26 protein-coding genes and 1 riboswitch are annotated in these 26,474 nt (G+C 73.0%); of the genes, 4 read left to right on the top strand and 22 right to left on the bottom strand.

Going from position 1 to position 26,474, the window contains the following annotated elements:
- Positions 1–113: 113 nt before the first annotated feature.
- Positions 114–545 carry a division/cell wall cluster transcriptional repressor MraZ gene (gene mraZ / locus ABD292_RS34620; RefSeq protein ID WP_344214855.1) on the bottom strand — a complete coding sequence of 144 codons (432 nt, stop codon included), beginning with the start codon at positions 543–545 and terminating at the stop codon, positions 114–116.
- Between the two features lie 480 nt (positions 546–1,025).
- Here mraZ and ABD292_RS34615 point away from each other — a divergent pair, with 480 nt between their 5' ends.
- The 3 genes from ABD292_RS34615 (at position 1,026) to ABD292_RS34605 (ending at position 5,812) form a co-directional block, all read left to right on the top strand.
- Positions 1,026–2,003, top strand: a complete 978-nt coding sequence (locus tag ABD292_RS34615) for an AAA family ATPase (RefSeq protein ID WP_344214853.1) — start codon at positions 1,026–1,028, stop codon at positions 2,001–2,003.
- 64 nt (positions 2,004–2,067) lie between these two features.
- Positions 2,068–3,330: a DUF58 domain-containing protein gene (locus ABD292_RS34610; RefSeq protein WP_344214851.1), complete on the top strand. Its 1,263-nt coding sequence runs from the start codon at positions 2,068–2,070 to the stop codon at positions 3,328–3,330.
- Between the two features lie 10 nt (positions 3,331–3,340).
- On the top strand, positions 3,341–5,812 hold the full coding sequence (locus ABD292_RS34605) for a transglutaminaseTgpA domain-containing protein (RefSeq protein WP_344214849.1): 2,472 nt from the start codon (positions 3,341–3,343) through the stop codon (positions 5,810–5,812).
- A gap of 94 nt (positions 5,813–5,906) precedes the next feature.
- Here the strand turns inward: ABD292_RS34605 and ABD292_RS34600 are convergent, their stop codons facing one another.
- The 9 genes from ABD292_RS34600 to ABD292_RS34560 all read right to left on the bottom strand — a co-directional run bounded on the left by ABD292_RS34600 (position 5,907) and on the right by ABD292_RS34560 (position 15,165).
- Positions 5,907–6,314, bottom strand: a complete 408-nt coding sequence (locus ABD292_RS34600; RefSeq protein ID WP_344214847.1) for a DUF3040 domain-containing protein — start codon at positions 6,312–6,314, stop codon at positions 5,907–5,909.
- A gap of 228 nt (positions 6,315–6,542) precedes the next feature.
- Positions 6,543–7,784: a DNA polymerase IV gene (locus ABD292_RS34595; protein WP_344214845.1), complete on the bottom strand. Its 1,242-nt coding sequence runs from the start codon at positions 7,782–7,784 to the stop codon at positions 6,543–6,545.
- Between the two features lie 54 nt (positions 7,785–7,838).
- On the bottom strand, positions 7,839–8,591 hold the full coding sequence (locus ABD292_RS34590) for a methyltransferase domain-containing protein (protein ID WP_344214843.1): 753 nt from the start codon (positions 8,589–8,591) through the stop codon (positions 7,839–7,841).
- Positions 8,592–8,854: 263 nt separating this feature from the next.
- Positions 8,855–9,265 (bottom strand): transcription antitermination factor NusB, encoded by a 411-nt coding sequence (gene nusB / locus ABD292_RS34585; RefSeq protein ID WP_329580500.1) that lies wholly within the window; start codon positions 9,263–9,265, stop codon positions 8,855–8,857.
- 1 nt (position 9,266) lies between these two features.
- Positions 9,267–9,827, bottom strand: coding sequence for an elongation factor P (efp, locus tag ABD292_RS34580; RefSeq protein ID WP_344214840.1), 561 nt, complete (start codon positions 9,825–9,827; stop codon positions 9,267–9,269).
- A 26-nt stretch (positions 9,828–9,853) separates the two neighbouring features.
- Entirely contained in the window at positions 9,854–10,891 is a 1,038-nt protein-coding gene (locus tag ABD292_RS34575) for a M24 family metallopeptidase (RefSeq protein WP_344214838.1), read from the bottom strand.
- A gap of 46 nt (positions 10,892–10,937) precedes the next feature.
- Positions 10,938–12,542, bottom strand: coding sequence for a serine/threonine-protein kinase (locus ABD292_RS34570; RefSeq protein WP_344214836.1), 1,605 nt, complete (start codon positions 12,540–12,542; stop codon positions 10,938–10,940).
- Positions 12,543–12,632: 90 nt separating this feature from the next.
- Positions 12,633–13,919 carry a dicarboxylate/amino acid:cation symporter gene (locus tag ABD292_RS34565; protein WP_344214833.1) on the bottom strand — a complete coding sequence of 429 codons (1,287 nt, stop codon included), beginning with the start codon at positions 13,917–13,919 and terminating at the stop codon, positions 12,633–12,635.
- 205 nt (positions 13,920–14,124) lie between these two features.
- Positions 14,125–15,165 carry an LLM class F420-dependent oxidoreductase gene (locus ABD292_RS34560; RefSeq protein WP_344214831.1) on the bottom strand — a complete coding sequence of 347 codons (1,041 nt, stop codon included), beginning with the start codon at positions 15,163–15,165 and terminating at the stop codon, positions 14,125–14,127.
- Between the two features lie 92 nt (positions 15,166–15,257).
- Between ABD292_RS34560 and ABD292_RS34555 the strand changes: the two genes are divergently transcribed.
- The gene (locus ABD292_RS34555; protein ID WP_344214829.1) at positions 15,258–16,145 is read left to right on the top strand and encodes an endonuclease/exonuclease/phosphatase family protein; all 888 of its coding nucleotides are present in this window, start codon (positions 15,258–15,260) and stop codon (positions 16,143–16,145) included.
- On the opposite strand, the gene ABD292_RS34550 is transcribed toward ABD292_RS34555, so the two are convergent.
- From ABD292_RS34550 to rpe, 12 genes are all read right to left on the bottom strand, one after another.
- Positions 16,142–16,696, bottom strand: coding sequence for a nucleotidyltransferase family protein (locus ABD292_RS34550; protein WP_344215066.1), 555 nt, complete (start codon positions 16,694–16,696; stop codon positions 16,142–16,144). The two genes, ABD292_RS34555 and ABD292_RS34550, sit on opposite strands and share 4 nt — an antisense overlap.
- Positions 16,696–17,787, bottom strand: a complete 1,092-nt coding sequence (locus tag ABD292_RS34545) for an XdhC family protein (protein WP_344214827.1) — start codon at positions 17,785–17,787, stop codon at positions 16,696–16,698. The genes ABD292_RS34550 and ABD292_RS34545 overlap by 1 nt, the downstream gene beginning before the upstream one ends.
- The gene (locus tag ABD292_RS34540) at positions 17,780–18,883 is read right to left on the bottom strand and encodes a vWA domain-containing protein (RefSeq protein ID WP_344214825.1); all 1,104 of its coding nucleotides are present in this window, start codon (positions 18,881–18,883) and stop codon (positions 17,780–17,782) included. Before ABD292_RS34540 ends, ABD292_RS34545 begins: the two co-directional genes overlap by 8 nt.
- The gene (locus tag ABD292_RS34535; protein WP_344215064.1) at positions 18,876–19,742 is read right to left on the bottom strand and encodes an AAA family ATPase; all 867 of its coding nucleotides are present in this window, start codon (positions 19,740–19,742) and stop codon (positions 18,876–18,878) included. The genes ABD292_RS34540 and ABD292_RS34535 overlap by 8 nt, the downstream gene beginning before the upstream one ends.
- Positions 19,743–19,822: 80 nt before the next feature.
- Positions 19,823–20,281: a PH domain-containing protein gene (locus ABD292_RS34530; RefSeq protein WP_344214823.1), complete on the bottom strand. Its 459-nt coding sequence runs from the start codon at positions 20,279–20,281 to the stop codon at positions 19,823–19,825.
- A gap of 96 nt (positions 20,282–20,377) precedes the next feature.
- Positions 20,378–20,845 (bottom strand): 6,7-dimethyl-8-ribityllumazine synthase, encoded by a 468-nt coding sequence (gene ribH, locus ABD292_RS34525; protein WP_344214821.1) that lies wholly within the window; start codon positions 20,843–20,845, stop codon positions 20,378–20,380.
- Complete coding sequence (locus ABD292_RS34520; RefSeq protein WP_344214819.1) at positions 20,842–22,068, bottom strand: bifunctional 3,4-dihydroxy-2-butanone-4-phosphate synthase/GTP cyclohydrolase II; 1,227 nt, start codon at positions 22,066–22,068, stop codon at positions 20,842–20,844. Before ABD292_RS34520 ends, ribH begins: the two co-directional genes overlap by 4 nt.
- Entirely contained in the window at positions 22,065–22,733 is a 669-nt protein-coding gene (locus tag ABD292_RS34515; protein WP_344214817.1) for a nicotinamide mononucleotide transporter family protein, read from the bottom strand. Before ABD292_RS34515 ends, ABD292_RS34520 begins: the two co-directional genes overlap by 4 nt.
- A complete protein-coding gene (locus ABD292_RS34510) occupies positions 22,730–23,320 on the bottom strand; it encodes a riboflavin synthase (RefSeq protein ID WP_344214815.1) in 591 nt (196 codons plus the stop codon). Before ABD292_RS34510 ends, ABD292_RS34515 begins: the two co-directional genes overlap by 4 nt.
- A gap of 3 nt (positions 23,321–23,323) precedes the next feature.
- Positions 23,324–24,475: a bifunctional diaminohydroxyphosphoribosylaminopyrimidine deaminase/5-amino-6-(5-phosphoribosylamino)uracil reductase RibD gene (gene ribD, locus ABD292_RS34505; protein ID WP_344214813.1), complete on the bottom strand. Its 1,152-nt coding sequence runs from the start codon at positions 24,473–24,475 to the stop codon at positions 23,324–23,326.
- Positions 24,476–24,580: 105 nt separating this feature from the next.
- Positions 24,581–24,711, bottom strand: a riboswitch (FMN riboswitch).
- Between the two features lie 65 nt (positions 24,712–24,776).
- On the bottom strand, positions 24,777–25,586 hold the full coding sequence (locus ABD292_RS34500; RefSeq protein WP_344214811.1) for an oxygenase MpaB family protein: 810 nt from the start codon (positions 25,584–25,586) through the stop codon (positions 24,777–24,779).
- 181 nt (positions 25,587–25,767) lie between these two features.
- Positions 25,768–26,430: a ribulose-phosphate 3-epimerase gene (rpe, locus tag ABD292_RS34495; RefSeq protein ID WP_344214809.1), complete on the bottom strand. Its 663-nt coding sequence runs from the start codon at positions 26,428–26,430 to the stop codon at positions 25,768–25,770.
- Positions 26,431–26,474 lie beyond the last annotated feature (44 nt).

The raw sequence follows: 26,474 nt of genomic DNA, 5'->3' as shown, positions 1-26,474 counted from the left end.
CTCTTCGTGGACGCCCGTCCACTGACACCGGGGAAGGTGCATCAGTTGACCGGCAGTGGTTGCGGGTGGAGACCTCGCCGAACGACAGCTCCGACGGATCGACCGTGGCTACATCACAAGATCCCTGGCAGCACCTCCTCCGACAGATCGGCGAACGCCTGCTCCTGTTCGCTGAGATAGGTGTCCCAGGCCTGGGAGTCCCAGATCTCCAGCCGGGTGTTGGCTCCGATGACGACGCAGTCACGCTCCAGGCCGGCGTAGTGGCGCAGGCCCTGCGGGATCGTGATGCGTCCTTGTTTGTCCGGCGTCTCGTCGGACGCGCTGGCGAAGAAGACGCGGCTGTAGTCACGCACCGCCTTGGCGGTGACCGGGGCGGTCCGGAGAGCCTCGGTAATGCGCTGGAACTCCTCCACGGGAAAGACGTAGAGGCATCGCTCCTGGCCTTTGGTGATCACAAGACCCTCCGCCAGCTCCTCACGGTACTTAGCCGGCAGGAACAGCCGTCCCTTGTCGTCGAGGCGCGGGTGATGGGTGCCGAGGAACATCGGCGCCACCTCCCGTGCCTAGTGAAGCGCTCAGCGCTGGTGCACCGGGCCCTCCACTGCGCACCACCATACTCCACTTCTCCCCACCGTCAACTGATTCGAACCGTCTTCATCATCGGTTTCCCTTGCGTTACCGCAGGTCAGAGAGGGGGGTCGGCGCGGTGGGGGGTGGGGGCGCGATCAACTCTCACGGGCGTGTCGAGACGTGCGCGAAGCCCGGGAACGCGGGCCAGGGGCGGCTCTGGAGGGGCCCGGGAACGGCCGCGTGGAGGAAAGTGGAGTGGCGAGCGGGCCAGTGTGTCACAGGACGCGGACCCCGGTGGCACCAAAACGGGAACATCGCCCAGGTTCCCTGGAATATCCACAAATGTCGCTCGACAACCCACAGCGTCGTAGGGTCGTACACACAATGGAAAAGGAACGGCATGGCTCCCGCAAAGGCAACGCCGGGACAGCCGTAGCACTTCTCATGGAGGCCTGGTGGCAGTAACCCATGACGTCCCTCCCCAGCTCGACGAGCTGGTCACCGTGGCCCACCGGATCCGCGAGGCGATCGAGTCGGTGATCGAGGGCAAGGGCGACGCCGTCCGGCTCACCCTCACCGTCCTGCTCTCGGAGGGCCACCTGCTCATCGAGGACGTCCCCGGCGTCGGCAAGACCATGCTGGCCAAGGCGCTGGCGCGTTCCATCGACTGCCCCGTACGCCGCGTGCAGTTCACCCCCGACCTGTTGCCCAGCGACATCACCGGGGTGAGCGCCTACAACCAGCAGACCCGGGAGTTCGAGTTCAAGCCGGGCCCGGTCTTCGCCAACATCGTGGTGGGCGACGAGATCAACCGCGCCTCCCCCAAGACGCAGTCGGCGCTCCTCGAATGCATGGAGGAGCACCAGGTGACCGTGGACGGCGTGACGTACCAGCTCGACGCGCCCTTCATGGTGATCGCCACCCAGAACCCGATCGAGATGGAGGGCACCTATCCCCTCCCCGAGGCGCAGCGCGACCGCTTCACCGCCCGGGTCGCCATGGGCTACCCCGAGCCCACGGCCGAGCTGGAGATGCTCGACGTGCACGGCGGCACCTCGCCGCTGGACAAGCTGGAGCCGGTGGCGACCACCTCGGAGGTGCGCTCGCTCATCGAGGCCGTGCGCGGCGTGTACGTCTCCCAGGCGGTCAAGAAGTACGCCATCGACCTGGTCGTGGCCACCCGCCACTCCCCCGACCTGCGGCTGGGGGCCTCGCCCCGGTCCACGCTGCAGCTCGTACGCGCGGCGAGGGCGCACGCCGCGCTGGCCGGCCGCGACTACGTCATCCCCGACGACCTGCAGGACCTCGCGATCCCGGTGCTGGCGCACCGGCTGCTGCCCAGCGTCGAGGCCCAGGGCCAGCGCCGGCTGCCCGAGCAGGTGGTGGCCGACCTGATCAGGCGCGTGCCGGTGCCGGAGACGCGAGGCCGTTGATGGGCCGGCGGCGCGCGCACGCCTCCGGGCGGCACCCCGGGCGGCACCGCACGGGCGGCACGTCATGAGGGCCGGGCTGCGGGCGCTGACCAGCAGGGGCCGCTCGTTCCTCGCGTCGGGGATCGCGGCCCTGCTGATGGCGTTCTTCCTCGGCGAGAGCGACCTGTTCAGGATCGGGGTGCTGATCACGGCGCTGCCGCTGCTGGCCGCCATGGTGGTGGCGCGGACCCGCTACCGGCTGAGCTGCGCCCGGCGGCTGGACCCGCCGAGGGCCGAGGTGGGCGGCGAGGCCACGGTGACCCTGCGGCTGGAGAACGTCACCCGGCTGCCCACCGGGCTGCTGCTCATCGAGGACACCGTCCCGTACGCGCTGGGCGTGCGGCCCCGGTTCGTGCTGGACCGGGTGGAGCCGCGCGGCGTACGGGAGATCGACTACCGGGTGCGCTCCGACCTGCGGGGCCGCTACACGATCGGGCCCCTGTCCATCCGGATCGCCGACCCGTTCGGGCTGGTGGAGCTGACCCGCTCGTTCACGATCAGCGACACGCTCGTGGTGACCCCGCACGTGGCGGCGCTGCCGCACGTACGGCTGTCGGGCGAGTGGTCGGGCGGCGGCGAGAGCCGCACGCGTAGCGTGGCGGCGGCCGGCGACGACGACGTGGCGCCGCGCGAGTACCGCCAGGGCGACGACCTGCGCCGGGTGCACTGGCGCTCGACCGCCAGGCGCGGCGAGCTGATGGTACGGCGGGAGGAGCAGCAGTGGCAGAGCCGCGGCGCGCTCCTGCTCGACACCCGCAGGCACGCCCACCGCGGCGAGGGGCCTCGCTCGTCGTTCGAGGTGGCGGTCTCGGCCGCGGCCTCCATCGGCGTGCACCTCGCCCACGAGGGCCTGGGCCTGCGGCTGGTCACCGACCAGGGGCCCGAGCACCTGACCGACAGCGGGCTCAGCTACTCGCTGCTCGACACCCTCGCCGTGATCAGGCACAGCCCCGCCCGCTCGCTGGAGATGGGCGTCTCGGCGCTGCGCCAGGGCGGCGGCGACGGGCTGATCGTGGCCGTGCTCGGCGCGCTGGAGCCGGAGGAGGCGAGGGAGCTGGCCCGGCTGCGGCACAGCAGCATCACCGGCGTGGCGGTGCTGCTCGACGTCGGCACCTGGGACGGCGGCGCGCCGGGCTCGGCCGACGACCACCAGGCCGTGCAGGCCGTGCTCGCCGGGTACGGCTGGCGCATCGTCAACCTGCCCGCCGGCGCCTCGATCGCGTCGGTGTGGCAGCACGCCGCCAACCGCGGCCGGTACGTGCTCAATCCCGCGGGAGGCCCGGCGTGAGGGGGAGGAAATGAGACTGACCGTCGCCTCGGGAGCGGCCACGTTCACCGCGGCCATCCTGCTCTACCCCCTGTTCGAGGGCGGTACGTGGTTCTGGTCGTCGCTCGGCGCGGTGCTGGCCGTGATGGCGGCCGGCCTGGTGAGCAGCCGCCTGTCGCTGCCCGCGTGGGCGGCGCCGGTCCTGGCCCTGGCCGTCACGGGGATCTACCTGACGGTGTCGTTCGCCGCCGAGGAGGCGTGGGGGCTGGTGGTGCCGACGAAGGCGTCGGTGCTGGAGCTCGGCCGGCTGCTCGGGGTCGGCTGGGCCGACATCCAGCGCTTCGCCGCCCCGGTGCCCGACACCGAGGGCATCGTGCTGCTGACCACCGGCGGGGTCGCGCTCATCGCGATCCTCGTGGACCTGTTCGCGGCGCGGCTGCGCCGGGCCGCCCTGGCGGGGCTGCCGCTGCTGGCGCTCGCGACGGTCCCGGCGACGATCCTGCCCGACCCGATCAGCTGGCCGGCGTTCATCATCGCCGCGTTCGGCTTCGTCGGGCTGCTCGTCGCGGACGGGCGGGAGCGGATCGGCCACTGGGGCCGGGCGGTGCTGGTGCGCAGGACCCGCATGGCGGCGACGCCGTCGCAGGGAGCCCCGGGACGGACCGGGGCTACGGCCCGGCAGACGGCGCGGCAGACGGCGGCGGCCGACACGAGCGGGCTGCGGCTGTCGGGCAAGCGGATCGGGTTCGCCGCGATCGCGCTGGCCGTGCTGGTGCCCGCGCTGCTGCCGGCGATGGAGCCGGTGTCGTTCTTCCAGTTCGGCGTGGGCGGCAGCGGGACGGGCGGGCGCGGCAACTCCATCAGCATCCCCAACCCGATCGCCGGTCTGCGTGGCCAGCTCGAACTGCCCGAGCGGCGCATCGTCCTCACCTACGCCAGCAACGACAACCAGCCTCGCTACCTGCGGATCTACGCGCTCGACACGTTCGACGGCCAACAGTTCGGCATGACCAAGCCGAAGGGCGCCGTCGCCAACCGCACCGACAACGGCCCGCTGCCCGAGCCGCCAGGACTGACCGGCAGGACCGACGTCACGAACGTGACCACCGACATCGAGATCAGCGACCAGGTCGCGGAGCTGATGTTCCTGCCGCTGCCGTACCCGCCGAGGGAGATCCAGGTGGACGGCGACTGGCGGGCCGACGTGGACACGCTGATGGTCTTCTCCACCCGGGACGAGGCGGCGGGGCTGGGGTACCGGGTGCTGACGTCGGAGCCGGCGCCGACGCGTGAGCTGCTGGAGTCGCTGCCGTTCGACCGGGACGCGGTGGACCCGCGTTTCCTCGCGCTGCCCGAGGACCTGCCGGCCGAGATCCGGGCGCTGCCGCGGCGCATCGTCGGTGAGGTGTCCTCGCCGTACGAGGCGGCGGTGAAGCTGCAGAAGTGGTTCACCGAGGACGGCGGTTTCACCTACAACCTGCGGACGCAGGGGCACAGCACCTCGGCGCTGGCCGACTTCCTGCTGCACAGCCGGACGGGCTACTGCGAGCAGTTCGCCGCGTCGATGGCGGTGCTGGCCCGGCTGATGGGCATCCCGGCGCGGGTGGCGATCGGCTACACCGGCGGGAGCGTCGTCGGCGGCCGGTGGCAGGTGGGGACCAACGACTCCCACTCGTGGCCCGAGCTGTACTTCGAGGGCGTGGGCTGGCTGCCGTTCGAGCCGACGCCCTCGGGCTCGCTGGGGCAGGGCAGCGCGCGGCCGCCGGCGTACTCGGTGCCGGCGCCTGAGTCCACCGGTGACTCCTCGACGCCGACGCCGGGCGCGACGAGCTCTGCGGGCAGCGACGAGATCGCCCCCGGCTCGCAGCAGAACCCGCGCGCGGTGGACCGGGAGAGCCAGCTCCTGCCGGGCGGCGCGCCGGCGCCGGAGGAGTCCTCGCCGGTGATCGGCAAGGTCGCCCTCGGGCTCGCCGGGCTGCTGCTCGTCCTGCTGATCCCCGCCGCCGCGCGGGTGGTCACCAGGAACCGCCGGATAAGGGCGCTGGACCGGCAACCGGCACAGCCGTCGGACGGGGTGACGGCCAGGGCCACCGCCGGGCGCGCCCCCTCGGTCACGGCGGCCTGGGCCGAGCTGGACGACGTCCTGTACGACTACGGCCTGGCCCGCCACGCCAGCGAGACCCCGCGGGCGCTGGCGCGGCGGCTGGTGCAGCAGTACGAGTTCGGCGCGGACGCGGCGGCGGCCCTGTCGGCCATCGCCTCGGCCGTCGAGCGGGTGCTGTTCGCCCGTGACCCGGGCCGGACCGGGCCGCTGCGCAAGGAGCTGCGCACGGTGCGCCAGGCCGTCGCGGCCACGGTGTCGCGGCGGCGGCGGATCCGGGCGGTGCTGCTGCCGCCGTCCACGCTGCGGCGGCTGCGCGGCTTCGGCGAGCGGCTGCTGGACGGGTTCGACCTGCTGGAGACCATCAGGCTGCGGCGCACGGCGGCGGAGAAGGGCTCCTGACCGGCCGCGCGGGCGGAACATGACAGAGCGTGCGGCCACTCCCCGATCGGGGAGGGGCCGCACGCTCTTCTGTCCTACGTCCTCTGGTCCTACGTCAGCGTTCGTCGTGCCGGCGGCGCCAGCGCTCCTCCATGCGCTCCATGAAGGTGCCCCGGTTGGTCCGGCGGGCGGGCCTGCCCGGCGCGGCCTGCCCGGGGGCGGCCGGCGGGACGTCGCCGAACCCGTTCATGCGTTTCCAGCTCGACAGGCCCCACAGACACGCGGCGAGCATGACCACGAAACCGCCGACGCCGAGGGGGATCAGAGCATTGCCGCTCACGACGACGCCGACCATCATGACGACGACGCCGAGGGCAAAGCCGATGGTGGCCTTGATGAGGCGACGCTTGTAGTGACGGCGCGGGTCACTGATCCTTACGGTGTTGGCCCACTTCGGGTCCTCGGCGTAGAGGGCCTGCTCGATCTGGTCGAGCAAGCGCTGCTCGTGCTCAGAGAGCGGCACGGCGCCTCCCAAGGACAGCCCCAGGACGGGGAAGACGGCAACGGACGACACGGGGTGTCCGAACCTCGCGGTCGGTTATCCCCAGAATACGAGGCTGTAGACGTAGGCGAAAGCAAACGTCCAACGCAGACCAAACCGGAGGTGACGTCATGGCTCCATTGTGGCCCATCTCGCCCCCCTCTCCCCAAAATTGTGACTCCGGCGCACCACGAAGTAGGGACATCGGCGTCATGTCTCTATTTCATCAAGCTTGCCACGTACGAGCGATGCTGGGACCACCGCATCGGGACCGAATCTTCGAATCGCCTTGTCCATCGCCTGCTCGGCCTCCCGCCACCCGGTCTCCCGCTCGCCGAGGCTGAGCTGCCTGGTGGCCTCCTCCGCCGGGCGCAGGTTCTCCATCCGCACCCCCACGAGCCGCAGCCGCACCCGCTCCAGGCCCGCGGCCTGGTAGAGCTCGCAGGCAGTGGCGTAAATCACCTGGGCCACGTCGGTCGGCTCGCGCAACGTGCGCGAGCGCGTGATCGTCGTGAAATCGGCTCGGCGAAGCTTCACACTTACAGTTCTTCCCACGTGGCCGCCCTTACGCATCCTCGCGGCGACCCGCTCCGACAGCCGCAGCAGCTCACGCCTGATGACGTCGGGGTCGTCGACGTCGGCGGCGAAGGTCTCCTCGTTGCCGATGCTCTTGTCGGGCACGTGCGCGGTCACCGGGCGCTCGTCGCGCCCCCAGGCCAGCGCCGCCAGATGGCCGCCCACCGCCTGCCCCAGCTCGCGCTGGAGCGTGCCGGGCGGCACCCTGGCGAGGTCTCCGACGGTGCGGATGCCGAGGCGGACCAGGGACTGCTCGGTGCGCTCACCGACGCCCCAGAGGGCCGACACGGGCAGCGGGTGGAGGAAGGCGACCACCTCGTCGGCCGGGACCACCAGCAGGCCGTCCGGCTTGCACTGCTTGGAGGCCAGCTTGGCGACGAATTTGCTGGCGGCCACGCCCACCGAGCACGTGATGCCGTAGCGCTCCAGGACCTGCTCCTTGATCGTCGCGGCGATGGCGGCGGGCGGGCCGAGCCTCCGCCTGGCGCCGCCGACGTCGAGGAACGCCTCGTCGGAGGCGATCGGCTCGACCAGCGGGGTGATCGCGTGGAAGATCTCCATGACGCCCTTGGAGACCTCGGAGTATTTCCCGTGGCTGGGCGGGATGATCACGGCCTGCGGGCAGAGCCTGCGGGCCCGGCTCATCGGCATCGCGGAGTGCACGCCGTGGGCGCGGGCCTCGTAGGTGGCGCTCAGCACGACGCCGCGCCCGGCGGGCGAGCCCACGATGACCGGGCGGCCGCGCAGCTCGGGGCGTTCGAGCAGCTCGACGCTGGCGAAGAAGGCGTCCATGTCGACGTGGAGGATCGGGCAGCCGCTGTCATCGGCCCCGGTGCGCGGAGCGGGGCCGATGCCGGTGATCTGCTTACGGGACACGCCGTCGATTCTATCCGAACACGAATTCGATACAGGGGACGCCCCGAGGGGCGTTCAGGCGCGGCGGCCCAGCACGTGCAGCTGGGCCGCGATGTCGCGCAGCACCGGATGCGCGGCGGCGGCCTGCTCCAGCGCCGCCAGCGACTCGGCCGCGCCGGGCTCGCCGTCCACCAGCCGGCTCGGCACCAGGTCGGCGAAGACGCGCACGCCGTGGACCGGCCCGGCCGCGAACCCGGCGGCCTCCAGCAGCCCGTTCAGCGCCTCCGCGGTGAAGCGGCGGGGCGTGGGGTCGCGATCGCCCCAGGTGCCCCGCGGGTCGTCGAGCACCGCCCGCGCCTCGTCGAACTGGCCGGCGAGCGCGCGGTGGATCGCGGTGGCGACCGGGTTGGCGGCCAGCACGCTGACCGCGCCGCCCGGGCGCAGCACGCCCGCGACGGCGGCCAGCGCGCTGACGGGGTCCTCGACGTACTCCAGGACGCTGTGGCAGAGCACCAGATCGGCGCTGTCGCGCTGGAGCAGCTCGCCCAGGGCGTCGGCGTCGCCCTGCAGCGAACGCACGCCCACGCCCTTCTCCTTGGCCCGGCGCTCCAGCGCGGCCAGCGAGTCGGGGCTCGGGTCGACGACGGTGACGGAGTGGCCCAGCGCGGCGAGCGGCACGGCGAAGCCGCCGGTGCCCCCGCCCGCGTCGACGATGTCGAGCGCCTCGCGGCCGGTGGCCGCGGCCCGCTCGGCCAGGACCGACCGCAGCGCGTCCCAGACGACGGCGGTGCGCACCGCCGGGGTCCTCGTGACGCTTTCAGCACGCACCGTTGGGCTCGCCTCCCTCTCGCCCCGCGAGCTGCTGCTTCGCGGCGGGCTCCTTCGCGGACGCGCCCCAGCCTACGCCGTGCGGGGCATCGCCCGCTGCCCGGTGGGGGGAACGGGCCCGAGAGGGGCGGGAAACGCAGAAGGGGCGCGTCGCGGCTGGTGACGCGCCACTTCTCCGTACGCGATCACGCCGCCCGCGCCCCCACGGCCGAGCGGTCGCTGTGCTTGGAGGCTACCCCGAAACGACCGGTTTCGACGGGTCTCTAAAGGGTGAGGCTTGGCTTGAGTTGCTTGAATCTGGCCAGCAGCCCGTTGACGAACTGAGGGGACTCGTCGGTGGACAGCTCGCCCGCCAGGTGCACCCACTCGCTGATCACCACGCCCTCGGGGACATCGGGCATCCACAGCAGCTCGTAGGTGCCGCCGCGCAGCAGGTTGCGGTCGACCGCGGGCATGCGGTCGAGGGTCCAGCCCTCGGCGTAGGTGGTGATGAGCTCGTCGATGCGCGGGCGGTGCCTGGCCACGCCCTCGACGATGGCCGAGGTGTATTCGTTGACCGGGGGCTCCTGCCGCTCCACGCGCTCGGCGAGGATCTTCAGCGGATCCTCGCCACGGAGTTCGGACTCGAAGAGGATGTCGAGCGCACGCCTGCGCGCCTTGCCACGTGCCGACACCTCAGGCCCGGCCGAGGTACTCGCCGGTGCGGGTGTCGACCTTCACCTTCTCGCCCGTCGTGATGAACAGCGGGACCTTGATCTCCGCGCCGGTCTCCAGCTTGGCGGGCTTGGTGCCGCCGGTGGAGCGGTCGCCCTGCAGGCCCGGCTCGGTCTCGGCGATGGTGAGCTCGGCCGCGGCGGGCAGGTCGACGTAGAGGGCGGCGCCCTCGTTGAAGGCGACCGTGGCCGTGGTGTTCTCCAGCATGTAGTTGGCGGCGGTGCCGACCGTGGCGGCGGACACGTTGACCATGTCGTAGGTCTCGGTGTCCATGAAGACGAAGTCGTCGCCGTCGCGGTAGGAGTACTGCATCTCGCGCTTGTCGACGTTGGCCACGTCGACCTTCACGCCGGCGTTGAAGGTCTTGTCGACGACCTTGCCGGAGAGGACGTTCTTCAGCTTGGTGCGCACGAACGCGCCGCCCTTGCCCGGCTTGACGTGCTGGAACTCGACAACGCTCCAGAGCTCACCGCCCTCGAGCTTCAGCACGATGCCGTTCTTGAGGTCGTTGGTCGTCGCCACTCGTTCTTCTCCCGCGTGCGGCCGCTCTAAAGGACGAGCAGCTCCTTGGTCGTCTTGGTGAAAAGCTCCGGCCCGCCCGCACGGGTCACGAGGGTGTCCTCGATCCGGACGCCGCCTCGGCCCGGGAGGTAGACCCCAGGCTCGACGGTGATCGGAACTCGATCCTCTAGTCTACCGGTACGCGAGGGGCCCAGGAACGGCTCCTCGTGGATCTCCAGGCCGACGCCGTGCCCGAGGCCGTGCCTGAAGTGCTCGCCGTGGCCCGCCTCCGCCACGATCGAGCGGGCCGCGCGGTCCACGTCACCGGCCGCCGCGCCGGGCGCGAGCGCGTGCCGGCCCGCCCGCTGGGCTTCGGCCACCAGGTCGTAGAGCTCGCGCTGCCAGCCGGCGGGCGGCCCGAGGCTGACCGTACGGGTCATGTCGGCGTGATAGCCCCGGTAGCGGGCGCCGAAGTCCATCGTCACCAGGTCGCCGGCGCGCAGCTCCCTGCCGGTGGGGGCGTGGTGCGGGATCGCGCCGTTCTCGCCCGCGGCCACGATCGAGTCGAACGCGGGCTTGTCGGCGCCCAGCTCGGTCATGCGGTTCTCCAGCAGCCGGGCGAGCTCGCGCTCGGTCATGCCGGGGACGATGCGGGCCGAGACGTCGGCGAACGCCTGATCGGTGATCGCGCAGGCGGTGCGCAGCAGCTCCAGCTCGGCGTCGTCCTTGACGGCGCGCAGCTCCTCGACCACCGGGCCGAGCGGCACCAGCCCCTCGCCCAGGCGGCGGTAGGTGGCCACGGTCATGCTCGCCGCCTCGATGCCCGCGCCCGGCTCGGCCAGCCTGGCCGCCACGTCGGACGCCTCGACGACCGGAACGCCGAGGGTGCGGGCCTTGCCGATGTAACGGTTGTCGGTGGCGAGCAGCGCCGAGCCGTCGGCCCGGACCAGGACGGCCGCGTTCGAGCTGGCCAGGCCCGTCAGATAGCGGACGTTGACCGCGGAGGTGACGAGGAGCGCCGGCACCTCGCGGGCGGGGAGCAGCGCGGCGAGCCGCGCCAGGCGCGCCGCGTGGTCGAAGGTCATCCCGCCAATCTACGGCCGCTCCCCGGCCCTCGCGGCGCGCGACGGGTCAGCGGCCCGGTACGGCCCATTCGCGGATGAACTCGGCGAGCGGGCCGGTCGGCTCCATGTCGCCCTTCTGCTGGGCGCGCTCCAGGTCGCGGTAGACGTCGGCGACCTGCTTGAGCGCGGCCTCGCGGTGGCCGGCGGCGTACTTGCCCGCCGCCTTGCGCAGCTTGTCCTGGGCCTTGGAGGCGACGCGCGGGTTGATGCCGTTGGTGCCGACCTGGTGCGTCACGGCCTGGTCGAACGCGCTCAGCCACCGGTCGAAGCCGCCGGGCGGCTCCTGGCCGGGGCGGAGGGTGCCGCGTACGGGGGGCGTCTCGCGCAGCGCACTGGGCAGCTCGCTGTCCGGCCCGAAGGTGATCACGTTGCCCGGCGACGGCTGGGCCGGCGGGCTGGAGGGCTCGCCGGTGGGCCAGTCGGACGTCGTGGTGGGCGTCTGTCCCGGCACGACGTCCGTGGTGGGCGCGTCGCTGGGGGTGGCCACCGCGACCGGGTCGCGGCCCTCGGGCTCGTCGCCGCCCGCGTTCGCCCAGAGGACCATGCCGACGGTCACCGCGACGATGGCGGCCACGGCCGCGCCGAGCTGGACGACGAGCCTGCGCCCGCCGCGCGCCGGCTGCCGCGGGCCCTCCACCGCGAGGTCGCCGGCCTGGTAGACGGCGGTGTCCCCGGCGCGGGCCGCCGGTGCGGCGCCGGGAACGTCGCCGCGCAGCATGGCGCCGGTCACGGGCACGCCGGCGGGGGCCGCCGGGGCGTCGGGGTTGGCGCGGGGGTGGGCGATGGTCACCAGCGCGCGGCGGATGGTCTCGCCGCCGGCCGGGCGGCGCGCGGGATCCTCCGCGATCATGGCCAGCACCAGGCGGTCGAGCTCGGCGGGCACCCCGGCCCTGAACGCACTGGGCGGCACCGGCCCCGCGCCGGGGGCGCCCGTGGCGGAGACGCCCGTGGCGGGGGCGCCCTCCGTGCCGGAGACGCCCGTGGCAGGGGCGTTCTCCGTGGCGGCGGCCTCGAAGGGGTGGCGGCCGGACAGCAGCTCGTAGCAGACGCAGCCGAGGGCGTACACGTCGCCGGCGGGCCGCGCCTCGTCCCCCGCGGCCCGCTCGGGGGCCAGGTAGCGGGGGTCGCCGCCGGGCGTGGCCGCGCCGCCGAGCCCGAACCCGACGACCTTGAGCACGCCGCTGCCGGCCCGCCGGAAGCTGTCGGGGTCGATCTCCCCGTGCACCACCCCGGCGCGGTGCGCGGCGTCCAGCCCGGCGGCCGCCTGCGCCACCAGGTCGCACGTCTCCACCACGCCGAGGGTGCCGCCCGCGGCCTCCCGCTCCTCGCCGAGGCTCATCCCCGTGAGGTGCTCCATCACCAGGAACGGCGCCCCGTCGTGCTCGCCGACGTCCAGGACCATGGCCACGTTCGGATGGATGACCTTGGCCACGGCCTGGGCGTGCTGCCTGAGCGTTTCCGGGGTTCCCGCGCCCCGCAGCAGCTTCACGGCCACGACCCAGTCGGCGCGGGTGTCGTACCCGCGCCACACCTCGCCCACCGGTCCGGCGCCGATGCGCTCCTCCAGCCGGTACCGGTCGGCTATCAACGCCGGCGTCGTCGCGTCGGACATATCTCCGCCAAACACTCGAAAATCATGATTTCCGACCCACCATAGGCCCCCACGGCGCCGCGCGCCTCCGCGAGAGCGAGAGGGAGCGGTTCAGGCGGCGACCGGCTCCGGCGTCCGCCGCGTCCCGGACGGGGCGTCGTCGAGCGGCTGCGGAGGGGCGTTGAAGACCGCCGTGTCGAGGCGGCCCTCCGAGCGGGCCACCAGCACCGGCACCACCATCTGGCCGGCGACGTTCGTGGCGGTGCGCATCATGTCGAGGATCGGGTCGATGGCCAGCAGCAGGCCGACGCCCTCCAGCGGCAGTCCCAGGGTGCTGAGCGTGAGCGTCAGCATGACGGTCGCGCCGGTGAGCCCCGCGGTGGCCGCCGAGCCGACGATCGAGACGAACGCGATCAGCAGGTAGTCGCCGAGGCCGAGCGGCACGCCGAAGACCTGCGCCACGAAGATCGCGGCCAGCGCCGGGTAGACCGAGGCGCAGCCGTCCATCTTGGTGGTCGCGCCGAACGGCACCGCGAAGGAGGCGTAGTCGGGGTCCACGCCGTTGCGCTCGATCGTGACCCGCTGCGTCAGCGGCAGCGTGCCGACCGACGAGCGCGAGACGAACGCCAGCTCGATCGCGGGCCAGGCGTTGCGGAAGAAGCGCACGGGGCTGACCTTGCCCCAGACCGCCAGCAGCGTCGGGTAGACGGCCAGCAGCACCAGGAGGCAGCCGGCGTAGACCCCGGCGCTGAACTTGGCGAGCGGCGCGAGCAGGTCCCACCCGTACGTGGACACGGCCTTGCCGATGAGGCCCGCCGTGCCGATGGGCGCGAGCCTGATGACCCACCACAGCGCCTTCTGGACCAGCTCCAGCACCGAGCGGGCGAGCGCGAGGGCCGGTTCGGCCTTCTCCCCCGCCGCCAGGGCGGCCGCGCCGAGCACGGCGCCCAGGAAGACGATCTGCAGGACGTTGACCTCGGTGAAGGCGGTGACGACGTTGGTCGGGAGGATGCCGGTGACGAAGTCGAGCCAGGTGCCGGCGTGCTCGGGGGCCTTGGCGGCGCCGGTGTCGAGGCTGACGCCGCGGCCGGGGTCGATGAGCAGGCCGAGCCCGATGGCGAGGGCCACCGCCACCGCGGCGGTGATCAGGAACCACATCAGGGTCTTGGCGGCGAGCCTGGCCGCGCCGTTGACGTTGCGCAGGTTGGCGACGCTGACCAGCACGGCGGTGAAGACCAGCGGCGGCACGGCGAGCTTGAGCAGCTGGACGAAGATCTGGCCGACCCTGTTCAGGGTCTCGGCCAGCCAGGTCACGTCCCAGATCCTGGCGGCGAAGCCCAGCGCGACGCCGGCGGCGAGGCCGGTGAGGAGCTGGAGCGAGAAAGAGAATCTCTTCACGGGAGGAAAGCTCCGGACTTGTGAGGTTATGGGTGGTCGCGACGTCGTACGGTCAGCGACACAGCGACGTGTGCAACCGGCACAGGTCGACGTGCAGCCGCTCGACGAGCAGCACGAGCACCAGGGAGAACCTCACGGGGCCTGTCAACGCCGGTGAGGTCCGGAGCATTCCTCACGGAAAGGGTGATTCACCCCACTTAACCGGTCATCCGGCGATGTCCTTGATCTGCTCGATGAGCCGGACCCGCTCCTCGTGCGTACGCCCGAGCGGCGCCACGTTCAGCGTGGTGACCCCCGACTCCTTCAGCGCCTGCACCCGGTCGCGCACGAAGCCCTCGCTGCCGATCAGCGACTGCTTCTCCAGCAGCTCGGTGGGCACCTTGGCGGCGGCCTCGTCCTTCTTGCCCGCGAGGTAGAGGTCCTGGATCTCCTCGGCCTCCTTCTCGTAGCCGTAGCGCCTGGCCAGGTCGTTGTAGAAGTTCTTGCCCTTGGCGCCCATGCCGCCGATGTAGAGGGCCGCCATCGGCCGCCCGAACTCCAGCAGCCCGGACACGTCGTCGCCGATCGCGAGGGACGCCTGCGCGATCACGTCCAGCTCGCCCAGCTCGGGGTCGCGCTTGGCCTTGCCCGCGGCCAGGGCCTCGCCCCAGACCTCGCCGGCCTTCTCCGGCACGTAGAAGATCGGCTCCCAGCCCTCGGCCAGCTCGGCGGCCAGCTCGACGTTCTTCGGCCCGATGGCGGCGACCACGATGGGGATGCGGGGACGCACCGGGTGGTTGATGATCTTCAGGGCCTTGCCCAGGCCGGTGCCCTGGCCGGGCGGGAGCGGCACCTGGTAGTGGCGGCCCTGGTGCTCCACGCGCTCGCGCCGCCACACCTGGCGGCAGATCTCGATGACCTCCCGCGTACGCGCCAGCGGCGCGGTGTACGGCACCCCGTGGAACCCCTCGATCACCTGCGGCCCCGACGCGCCGATGCCGAGCGTGAAACGCCCGTCGGAGACGAAGTCGAGCCCGGCGGCGGTCATGGCCAGGAGCGTCGGCGTGCGCGAGTAGATCGGCAGGATGCCGGAGGCGATCTGCAGCCGCTCGGTCTTCGCCGCGATGTAGCCCATCTGGCTGACCGCGTCGAAGCTGTAGGCCTCGGCCACGAACACGATGTCCAGTCCGGCCTTCTCGTAGTCCGCCAGCTCGGCGACGGTCTCCTTGAAGCCGCCCGAGTAGTTGATTGCCATACCGATGCGCATGCCGGGCTCCCCTAGAACCGAATGATGTTCCGTTTCGACGCGAACAGGCTATCGCGTCGGCTCTCCGGCGGGGAGCGGCTAGCCTGGGACGGGTGCTGAGTCGCGTTGTCGTGGTGCTGTCTGCGGTGGTGGCCGCGGCTCTGGCGGGTCATCGGCTGATCCCCTCGCTCGGCGGGTTCACCCCCGTCCTGGAGAGCCTGCTGCCCTGGATCGGGCTGGCCGTGCCGGTGCTGCTGCTCGCCGCCGCGCTGGCGCGTTCCACCGTGGCCGCCGCGGCCGCGCTGGTGCCGGGGGTGGTGTGGGCGGCGATGTTCGGCTCGACGCTCCTGCGCACGCCGCCCGGCGGGGCCAGCGACCTGTCCGTGGGCACGGTCAACGTCGGCGTGCGCAACGACGCCTCCGGCGAGGCCGTACGCGCCATCGCCAAGGACCTCGACCTGCTGGCCGCCCAGGAGCTGACGCCCGGCGGCCCGGCCGCCAAGCAGCTCAACAAGATGTTCAAGTACCACTACCCGGTCAGCACGGTCGGCCTGTGGAGCCGCTACCCGCTCAGCCGCACCGAGCCGCTGGACGTCGGCCTGGGCTGGCCGCGCGCCCTGCGAGCCGTCGCCGAGACCCCCAAGGGCAAGGTCACCGTCTACGTCATGCACCTCGCCTCGGCCCGGCCCGGCCACACCGCCTCGCGCGACGCCTCGCTGGCCCGCGCCCGCGCGCTGGTCGACGCCGATCCGAGCAAGCGCATCCTGCTGCTCGGCGACCTCAACACCGCCACCACCGACCGCAACCTGCGCGGCCTCACCCCGCCGCTCACCGACGCGCAGAGCGTCGCGGGCGACGGGTTCGGCTTCACCTGGCCGGCCGAGTTCCCGGTCACCCGGCCCGACCACATCCTGTTCAAGGGGATGGAGGCCACCGAGGCGGGCGTGGCCCCGGCGACCGGCAGCGACCACCGCGCGGCGATCGCCTCGTTCCGCTTCTAGCCCTGGCTGCGCAGGGCGGCGAGGTCTCCCGGCGTGTCGATGTCGGCGGGGTCGCCGTGGTCGTCGCACGGCACCTCGGTGACCAGCTCGGGATGGGCCTTGATGAACGCGCGGGCCCCGACGTCCCCCACCGCGCGCTCGGCCACCTCGGCGAAGTGCTCGCGGGCGACGAGCACCGGGTTCCTGCGCCGGCCCCCGTACGTCGCGACGGCCAGCCCGGCGCGCGCCTCGATCAGCGCGCGCACCGCGCCCGGCCGGATCAGCGGCTGGTCGACCAGCGCGATCACCACGGCCTCCGCCTCCTCGGGCAGCGCGGCCAGGCCGGCCCGCAGCGACGAGCCCATGCCGGAGGCCCAGCCGGGGTTGCGCACCGCGACCGCCCCGCGCACCTGCGCGTCTGCCGCGCCCAGCACCACCACGACCGGGTGGCAGCCGCCCTCCGCGAGCAGCCGTACGCCCCGGTCGAGCAGGCGTTCGCCGTCGTACTCGACGAGCGCCTTCGGCGTGCCGAGCCGTGCGCCGCGCCCGGCCGCGAGCAGCAGCCCCGCGATCACGGCGACTCGTGGTGGATGCGGCCGCGCGTGGTGGACAGCGGGCGGCCGGTGCCGCCCCAGCGGAGCTGGATCAGCTCGGCGGCGATCGACACGGCGGTCTCCTCGGGGGTGCGCGCGCCGAGGTCCAGGCCGATGGGCGAGCGCAGCCGGGCCAGCTCCTCCTCGGTGAGCCCGGCCTCGCGCAGCCGGGCCAGGCGGTCCTCGTGCGTACGGCGCGAGCCCATCGCCCCGACGTACCCGGCGCCGGTGCGCAGCGCCACCTCCAGCAGCGGCACGTCGAACTTCGGGTCGTGGGTGAGCACGCAGATCACCGTGCGCTCGTCCACCTCCACCGTGGCGAGGTAGTCGTGCGGCCACTTGACCACGACCTCGTCGGCGTCGGGGAAGCGCTTCTGCGTGGCGAAGACCGGCCGAGCGTCGCAGACCGTGACGTGGTAGCCGAGGAACTTGCCGACCCGCGCCACCGCCGCCGCGAAGTCGATCGCCCCGAACACCAGCATGCGCGGCGGCGGCGCGAACGCGTGCACGAACACCGCGAGGTCGTCCAGCCGCCGCTCCCCCTCGCCGCCGTAGCGGCGGATGCCGGTCGCGCCCTGGGCGAGCATGCCGCGGGCGTCGTCGTCCACGGCCTCGTCGAGCCGGCGCACCCCGAGGGTGCCCGAGGCGCGGTCCGGCCAGATGATCCGGCGCGCCCCGATCCGTCCGGGGCCGGAGACGACGGTGGCGACGGCGACCGGCTCGTGCGCCTCGATCGACGCGGCCACCTCGCCGAGCTGGGGGAAGGTCTCGATCGAGATGGGCTCGACGAGGATGTCGATGATGCCGCCGCAGGTGAGCCCGACGGCGAAGGCGTCGTCGTCGGTGACCCCGTAGCGCTGGAGCACCGGCGTGTCGATCTCGCCGGCCAGCTCGAACACCGCGCCCTCGACGCAGCCGCCGGACACGCTGCCCACGACCTCGTCGCCGCGCACCGCCATCGCCGCGCCCGGCGGTCGCGGCGCGCTGCTGAACGTGCTGACCACGGTCGCCAGCCCGAACTTGAGCCCCGACCGGTACCAGCGCATGATCTCCGGCAGCACGTCACGCATGGGCGAGCCTTTCGCTGAGTTGCTCGAAGGCGGCCAGGCTGTGCCCGGCCACCAGGTCGTCGATGTACGGCAGTGCGGCCCGCATCCCGCCCGTGAGCGGCTGGTAGTCCTCATACCCCTTGTGCGGGTTGACCCAGATGACGCGGTACGCCTGCCGCGAGACCCTGGCCATCTGGGCGGCCAGCAGGCCGGGGTCGCCGCGTTCCCAGCCGTCGGAGGCGATCACCACGATCGCGCCCCGCGCGCTGAACCGGGTCAGGTACTCGCGCAGCTCCTCCCCCAGCCGGGTGCCGCCGCTCCAGTCGGGGATGGCCTTCGAGGCCTCGTTCAGCGCGGTGCCGGGGTCGCGGTGGCGCAGCTCGGCGGTGAGCGGGGTGAGGCGGGTGCCGACGGAGTAGACCCTGGTGGCCCGCGGCTCGCTCCTGACCAGGGCGTGGGCGAAGCGCAGCAGGGTCTCGGCGTAGGGGGCCATGGAGCCGCTGACGTCCACGAACAGCACCACCGCACGGGGCCGGGTGGCGTGCACGCGGTGGCGGAGACCGGCCACCTCGCCCTTGCGCAGCGCCTCGCGGATCGTCCTGCGCCGGTCGAGCGCGCCGCGGCGGGCGCGCTCGAAGCGGCGCGAGCGCCGCCGGGCCCGCCGGTCGCGCAGCAGGGCCAGCAGGCGGTGCACCTCGGCCCGCTCGGCCTCGGTGAGCCTGGCCACGTCCCGGTGGCGCAGGATCTCGGCGCGGCTCGCGGTCGCGGGGGCCGCCGTCGCCTCGCCGCCGCCCTCCTCCTCGCCGCCCGGGTCCTCGCGCGCCGCCAGGTGCCGGGTGACGCTCGTGACGGCCGTACGGGCGAGCGTCGCGCGCCGCCCGGCGAAGTAGGCGGCGAAGCAGCGGTCGTAGCGGGGCAGGTCGTCCGGCGTCGCGCACAGCGTGAGCCGCCCGGCCCAGTAGACGGCGGCGCGGTCGGTCACGTCGAGGTGGGCGAGCGCGGCCAGCAGGCTCTGGGTGCGGTCGTGGTCGGCGGCCACCCCGGCCGCCCGCAGCGTCCTGGCGAAACCCGTCATGACGGCGACCAGCCCGCCTGCGTCCCCGGAGAGGTCAGTCATGGGACAGCAGCCCGTTGCCGAGGACGCTCACCACGTCCTCCCGGTACTTCAGCGCCGCCCCCAAAGTGGCGGCGGCCAGCCCCGGGTCCAGCTCCTTCGCGCCCAGCGTCAGCAGCGCCTCCGTCCAGTCCAGCGTCTCGGCCACGCCGGGCGGCTTGACCAGGTCGGCCCGGCGCAGCCGCTCGGCCGCCCGCGCCACCTGCAGCGCCAGGGTCTCGGTGCACTGCGGCAGGCGGCGCAGCAGGATGGCCACCTCGCGGTCGTAGGACGGGTGCTCCAGCCAGTGGTAGAGACAGCGCCGCTTGAGCGCGTCGTGGACCTCACGGGTGCGGTTGGAGGTCACCACGACCACCGGCGGCGTCTCCGCCCTGATCGTGCCCAGCTCGGGGATCGAGATCGTGAAGTCCGACAGCACCTCCAGCAGGAACGCCTCGAACTCGTCGTCGGCCCGGTCGATCTCGTCCACCAGCAGCACGCTGGGCTGCGTCTCGACGGCCTTCAGCAGCGGGCGGGCGATGAGGAAGCGCCGGTCGTAGATCTCGCCCTCCAGCCGGGCGACGTCGGTGACCCCGGCCGCCTCGGCGGCCTTGAGATGCAGGAGCTGGCGGGCGAAGTCCCAGTCGTAGAGCGCCTGGGCGGCGTCCAGGCCCTCGTAGCACTGGAGCCGGATGAGCGGCGCCCGCAGCAGCGTGGCGAGGGTCTTGGCCAGCTCGGTCTTGCCGACGCCCGCCTCCCCCTCCAGGAACAGCGGCCGTCCCATGCGCAGCGCGAGGAAGGCGGCCGTCGCGAGCCCCTCGTCGGCCAGGTAGGCGTGCCGATCGAGCAGCTCGATGAGCTTTTCCGGCGACTGGATGTCCATCGTCCTGATTGTCCGGCGCAGCACGCCTTCAGGCTACGTCGCCACCCCGCCCGGCGATAAGACGCCGGCCCGACTTGAGGTCAGGGCCGCTCCGGCGCCTCTCCGCGCTCGTGGATGAGCGCCGTCAGCTCGGCGACGGCCTGCGCGGCGCGCTCCTTCTCCGAGCCCTGGATGCCCATCGCGCCGATCGTGCTGCCGTCGGAGAAGTCGACGCGCGGCCACGGCTCGCCCGGCGTCATCGACACCTCCAGGACCTCCGGCCAGGAGTAGCGGTGGGTGCGTACGGCGTTGACGAGGGTCACGCCCTGCTCGTCGGCGTCCACCCGCACCCGGCCCAGCAGGTGCAGCACGTACGCCACCGCCACGCCGAACGCGACGATCGCGATGCGGTCGGGCAGCTTGAACGGCTCGGAGATGAAGATCGCCATGATCACCGCGCCCGCCACGACCAGCGCGGCGAAGCCGTAGGCGACCATGCGCGGGACGCGCGGGCGCCAGGTGACGGGCAGGGACGGCGGCGGGACGGCGGGCTCGGACACGAGGAGAACCTACCGCAGCTCAGGGCAGGTCCCGCAGGAGGAGTCGCCGGTTCGGCCCCATGTCGGGACGGGCCGCTCCCCCTGCGGGCGCGCGGCTCAGGAAAGATCGCGCAGGAGGAGCGCGGTCTCCAGGGCGGCGACCGCCGACTCGTACCCCTTGTCCTCCTTGCTGCCCGGCAGCCCCGACCGGTCGAGCGCCTGGTCCAGGGTCTCGCAGGTGAGCACGCCGTTGCCGACCGGCGTGCGCTCGTCCAGCGAGACCCGGGTCAGACCGGCGGTCACCGAGTCGCAGACGTAGTCGAAGTGGGCGGTCTCGCCGCGGATGACCGCGCCGAGCGCCACCACGGCGTCGCAGCGGCGGGCCAGCGCCTGGGCGACCACCGGGATCTCCAGTGATCCCGGCACCCGCACCACGGTGGCCCGCGCGCCGCTGTCGTCGCACGCCGCCACGGCCCGCGCCACGAGCTGGTCGGTGATCTTGGCGTGCCAGGTGGCGGCCACCACCCCCACCGTCAGCCCCGCCGCGTCCGGCGCCGCGGCCTGGGGGCGTCCTTCCCCGCTCATGATGCCTCCGAGATGTCGTGGCCGAGGCGATCGCGCTTGGCCTTCAGGTACCGCTCGTTGTAGGGGTTCATGGCCACGGGCATGGGCTCGCGGCCGAGGACCTTGATGCCGTAGCCGTCCATGCCCTTGAGCTTGGACGGGTTGTTGGTGAGCAGCCGCACCGACTTCACGCCGAGGTCGGCGAGGATCTGCCCCGCGTTGGAGAACTCCCGCGCGTCCACCGGCAGCCCGAGCTCCAGGTTGGCGTCCACGGTGTCGGAGCCGTTGTCCTGCAGGCTGTACGCCTTGAGCTTGGCCAGCAGCCCGATCCCCCTGCCCTCGTGCCCGCGCAGGTAGACGACGACGCCGCGGCCCTCCTGGGCGATGGCCGACATCGCGCTGTCGAGCTGCACGCCGCAGTCGCAGCGCAGCGAGCCGAACACGTCGCCGGTCAGGCACTCGGAGTGGGCGCGGACCAGGACGTTCTCGCCGTCGCCCAGCTCGCCGTAGACCAGCGCCATGTGCTCGCCGCCGTCGAGGGCGCTGGCGTAGCCGTAGCCGCGCCACATGCCGTACACGTTCGGCAGGCGCGTCTCGGCGACCCGGGTGACCATGCTCTCGACCCGCCGCCGGTGGTCCACGAGCTGCTCGATGGAGACCAGCGCGAGGCCGTGCTGATCGGCGAAGCGCCGCAGCTCGGGCAGGCGGGCCATGCTGCCGTCGTCGTTGACGACCTCGGCCAGCGCCCCGGCCCCGGACAGGCCGGCGAGCCTGGCCAGGTCCACGGCGGCCTCGGTGTGGCCGCGCCTGGCCAGCACGCCGCCCTCGTGGTAGCGCAGCGGGAAGACGTGCCCGGGGCGGACCAGCTCGTTGGGCTCGGTCGCGGAGTCGGCGAGCGTGCGGATGGTCCGCGCCCGGTCGGCCGCGGAGATGCCGGTGGTGACGCCGTCGCGGGCGTCCACGGTGATCGTGTACGCCGTGCGCATGCGCTCCTTGTTGTGGAACACCATGAGCGGCAGCCCGAGCCGGTCGAGCTCCCTGCCCTCCATGGCCACGCAGATCATGCCGCTGGTGTGCCGGATCGTGAACGTGCACAGCTCGGGCGTCGCCTTGGCCGCGGCGAAGATGAGGTCGCCCTCGTTCTCGCGGTTCTCGTCGTCCACGACCACGACCGGCTTGCCGTTGCGGATGTCCTCGATGGCGCGTTCGATCGGGTCGAGCTCGATCTTCTTCTCCTCCCTCACTGGGCCACCGCCACCTGCGGCGCGGCGCCCGTGCCCGCGCGGTACTCGCGCAGCCACTTGACGAACCCGACGACGACCAGCACGAAGAACACCCCGTACACCCATCCGGAGACGACCAGCCCCGAGCTGAAGGCGAGCGGCACCCCGACGAGGTCGACGGCCACCCACACGATCCAGAAGTCGACCAGCGCCCGCCCCTGCGCCCAGGTGGCGATCGCGCTGCCGACGAAGATGTAGGCGTCGGCGGCCACCAGGAACGCGCCCTTCGGCAGCGGCACCTGCGCGCCCCACGACAGCTTCGTCACCCAGAACAGCAGCCCGACCAGCGCGGTCCCCGCCAGCAGCGCGCCGACCAGCACCAGCCGCTCCCACAGGGCGGCCGGCCTGATCGGGAGCTGCTTGCCGCCCTGGGTGCCGCGCCGCCACGCCCACCAGCCGTACAGCGCCAGGATCCCGAACATCGCCTGCTTCAGCGCGTTGCCGGTGATGTGCGCGTTGATCGAGGCGATGAACAACAGCACCGAGCCGGCGAACTGCACCGGCCAGGTCCACATCGACTTGCGCATGGCCAGCAGCACCGTGGACAGCGCGGCGATGTTGCCGATCAGGTCCGTCCAGAGCACGTGTGTGCCGAATACCGTGAATCCGGCGTCCGCCCAGTTCACTGCCTGACCACCAGCCTTTCCACATACTTCGCGATCACGTCGACCTCGATGTTCACCAGGTCGCCCACCTGGCGTTCGCCCATGGTGGTGAGCCGCAGCGTGGTCGGGATGAGGCTCACGCCGAAGCCGTCGTCGTCAACCGTGGTGACCGTCAGGCTGATTCCGTCGATCGCGATGGAGCCCTTCTCGGCGACGTACCGGCTCAGCGGCTCCGGGAGGGAGAAACGCAGGTCGTCCCAGTTCTCGCCGGGGGCGCGGGACAGCAGCACGGCGGTGCCGTCCACGTGGCCCTGTACGATGTGGCCGCCGAGGCGCTGGTCGGCGCGTACGGCCCGCTCCAGGTTGACCGCGGACCCGGCGGACAGCGCGCCGAGGGAGGTGCGGTCGAGGGACTCCCGCATCACGTCCACGGTGAAGACGCCGTCCGCGGCCTCGACCACCGTCAGGCACACGCCGTTGACGGCGATGGAGTCGCCGTGGCGGGCGTCGGAGGTGACCAGCGGGCCGCGTACGGACAGCCGGGCGCCGCCGCCGGCGTGTTCGATGGCGACGACCTCGCCCTTTTCCTCAATGATTCCGGTGAACATCGATCACTGCTCCCTGCTGGGTTGCGCGACGGGCCGGGCGATCAGCCGAACATCTGGCCCTATTGGGGAAATCTCGTCAAAGGTCAGGCGATGGATGGCGTCGATCGTGCCCACCCCGGCCGGGCCGAGCGCGGCGCGGCCGGAGCCGAGCAGCGCCGGGGCCACGTACGCGACCACCCGGTCGGTCAGCCCCTCGCGCAGGAACGATCCCGCGAGCGCGGGCCCGCCTTCGAGGAAGACGCCGACGACCTCGCGGGCGGCCAGCTCGGTCAGCAGGGCGCGCAGGTCGAGGCCGCTCCCGTGGCGGGGCAGGCGCAGGATGTCGGCCTTGAGCCGGCCAGTGTCGGCGTCGTCGGCCACGGCGAGGAGGGTGGGGGCCTGGTCGTCGAGCACGCGAGCTTCGGGGGGCGTACGGGCCTCGGTGTCGACCACGACCCGCAGCGGCGGCCTGCGCCGGGCGGACGGGCCCTCCGGTCGGGGGGTGAGCCGGGGGTCACTGCGCCGCGCGGACGGGCCGTCCGGTCGGGCGGTGAGGCGGGGGTCGTCGGCGAGCACGGTGCCGACGCCCGCGACGATCGCGTCGGCGGCGGCCCGCATCCGGTGCACGTCGGCCCGTGACTCCGGCGAGGTGATCCACTGGCTGGTGCCGTCCTCGGCGGCCGAGCGGCCGTCGAGCGTGGCGGCGAACTTCCAGGTCACGTGGGAGCGGCCGAGCCGCGCGTAGGTGAGCCACTCCTCGTTGACCCGTTCGGCCTCGGCCGCCAGCACGCCCGTGGTCACCTCGACCCCGGCGGCCCGCAACCGCGCCGCGCCGCCCGCCGCCTTGGGGTTGGGGTCGGCCACCGCGACCACGACCCGCGCGATCCCGGCGTCGAGCAGCGCCCGGCTGCACGGCCCCGTCCGCCCGGTGTGGTCGCAGGGCTCCAGCGTCACGTACGCCGTGCCGCCCCGGGCCCGCTCCCCCGCCTGGGCGAGCGCGCCGATCTCGGCGTGCGGCCCGCCCGCGTACGCGTGGAAGCCCTCCCCGGCGACCGCGCCGTCCGCGTCCAGCACGACGCAGCCGACGACCGGGTTGGGGCTGGTGGTGCCGTGACCGCGCGCGGCCAGCGCGACGGCGCGCGCCATGGGGGCGGCGTCCTGCTCGGGTAGCTCCACCCGGGGTCTCCTACTCGCCAGTAGCTTCAAGCCACGGCGGGCCCCGGGGGACTCGATGGTGCACGACATGCACCACAGCAGGCATCCGGCGGTATGCCGGACACCTCGCGCGCTGCCTCCCATCCGGACTTTAACCGTCGGTCCCGGAATTTCACCGGGTCAACCGGCCGATGGCATCGGCCGGGTCGCGGACTGTAACCGCCGGTTCGGAGTTTCACCGACCCCGGAGCACGCTAGCTCTGTTCTCCCATCAGTGTGCCATGTCCGAAACGCCGAGCGCGACCGCCCCCTGCGCGGGGATTCAGGCGGCCGTCATCCGGCGCGCCCGGCGGGCCACCGGCGCGTACCTGACCTGCGGGGGCACCAGCCCGAGCCCGGTGTGCAGGGTACGCAGGGTCGCCGTCGCCCACAGGTCGCCGACGGGGGTGGCGGGCAGGCCGTACAGCCGCCGGGCCCAGCGCGGCAGCGTGGCGAAGGCCAGCAGCGTGAGCGCCGGCAGGGCGGGCTTGAGCGGGGTCAGCAGGAGCGGCAGCGGCGCGTTGAGCGACAGGCGCAGCGGATGGGCCGCCTCCGGGACGAAACGCAGCCCCGGCCGTTCGGCCCGGATGTAGTCCTCCAGCTCGGCGACCGAGCCCGGCACGTCCTCGGCCTTGAGCCCGACCACCTCGGCGGCCCGCCGCCACTCGGCCACGAACGTGTCGGCCTCGGCGTCGCTCAGCCGTACGCCGGCCCGCCGGGCAACCGACAGGTAGGAGTCGACCTCGCCGACGTGCACCCAGCGCAGGGCGTCGGGGTCGTCGAGACGGTAGGTCTCTCCGGTGTCGGGGTCGTGGGCGGTGAGGCTGGCGTGGATCTTGCGTACCCGGCGGCCCGCCCGCTCGACCTCCTCCGTGGTGCCGTACGTGCGGACCCGGACGAACTCCGTGGTGCGCTGGAAGCGCGCCCAGGACTCGGCCGGGTCCATGAGCGCGGAGTTCTGCAGCACGCCGCGCATCGCCCGCGGGTGCAGGCCCTGCATGAGCAGGGCGCGGAAGCCGCCGACGAGCAGGATGGGTTCGCCCATCACCCGCCAGGTGACCGAGCCGGGGCCGAAGATGCCATGGTCACTCATAAGTGGATAATTACCCAGGTTGGGTGACATCTATGTGTCGATTGTGGCCCCGTCGGGTGTCAATCCCGGCCCGGCATGGAAACCTCCACGCCGGCGGCTCAACCCCGGGCGCGGGTGCTCAGCCGTGGACGCGGGATGGTCAGCCCTGGGCGCGGGATGGTCAGCCCTGGGCGCGGGATGGTCAGCCCTGGGCGCGGGTGGCGGCCGCGCGCAGCTCGTCGATGGCCGCGCCCGGGTCGGAGGCGCCGTAGACGGCGCTGCCCGCCACGAACACGTCCGCCCCCGCCTCGGCGCACCGCCCGATCGTCTCGGCGTCCACGCCGCCGTCGACCTGCACCCAGATCCGGCCGCCGTGCCGCCGCACCAGCTCACGCGCCCGGCGGACCTTCGGCAGCACCATGTCGAGGAACTTCTGCCCGCCGAAACCCGGCTCCACGGTCATCAGCAGCAGCATGTCGAGCTCGGGCAGCAGGTCTTCGTACGGCTCGACCGCCGTGGCCGGGTTGAGCGCGAGCCCCGCCCGCGCCCCCTGCGCGCGGATCTCGCGCAGCGTGCGGACGGGCGCCTTGGCGGCCTCGGCGTGGATGGTGACGCTGCCCGCGCCCGCCTCGGCGTACTGCGGCGCCCAGCGGTCGGGGTCGGCGATCATCAGGTGGCAGTCGAGCGGCGTGGCGGTCGCCTTGCGCAGCGCCTCGACGACGGGCAGCCCGAGGGTCAGGTTGGGCACGAAGTGGTAGTCCATGACGTCGACGTGCAGCCAGTCGGCGTTGGGCACGGCGGCGGCCTCGTCGGCGAGCCTGGCGAAGTCGGCGGCGAGGATGCTGGGCGAGATCTGTACGGCCATGATTTCGCCCAGTCTAGTGAACGGCGGGAGACGTGCCCCCGCCG

Origin of the sequence: Nonomuraea bangladeshensis, from assembly GCF_039529455.1 — a bacterium.
Taxonomy (GTDB): Bacteria; Actinomycetota; Actinomycetes; order Streptosporangiales; family Streptosporangiaceae; genus Nonomuraea; species Nonomuraea bangladeshensis.
This window is presented reverse-complemented; position numbering and strand designations above follow the sequence as displayed.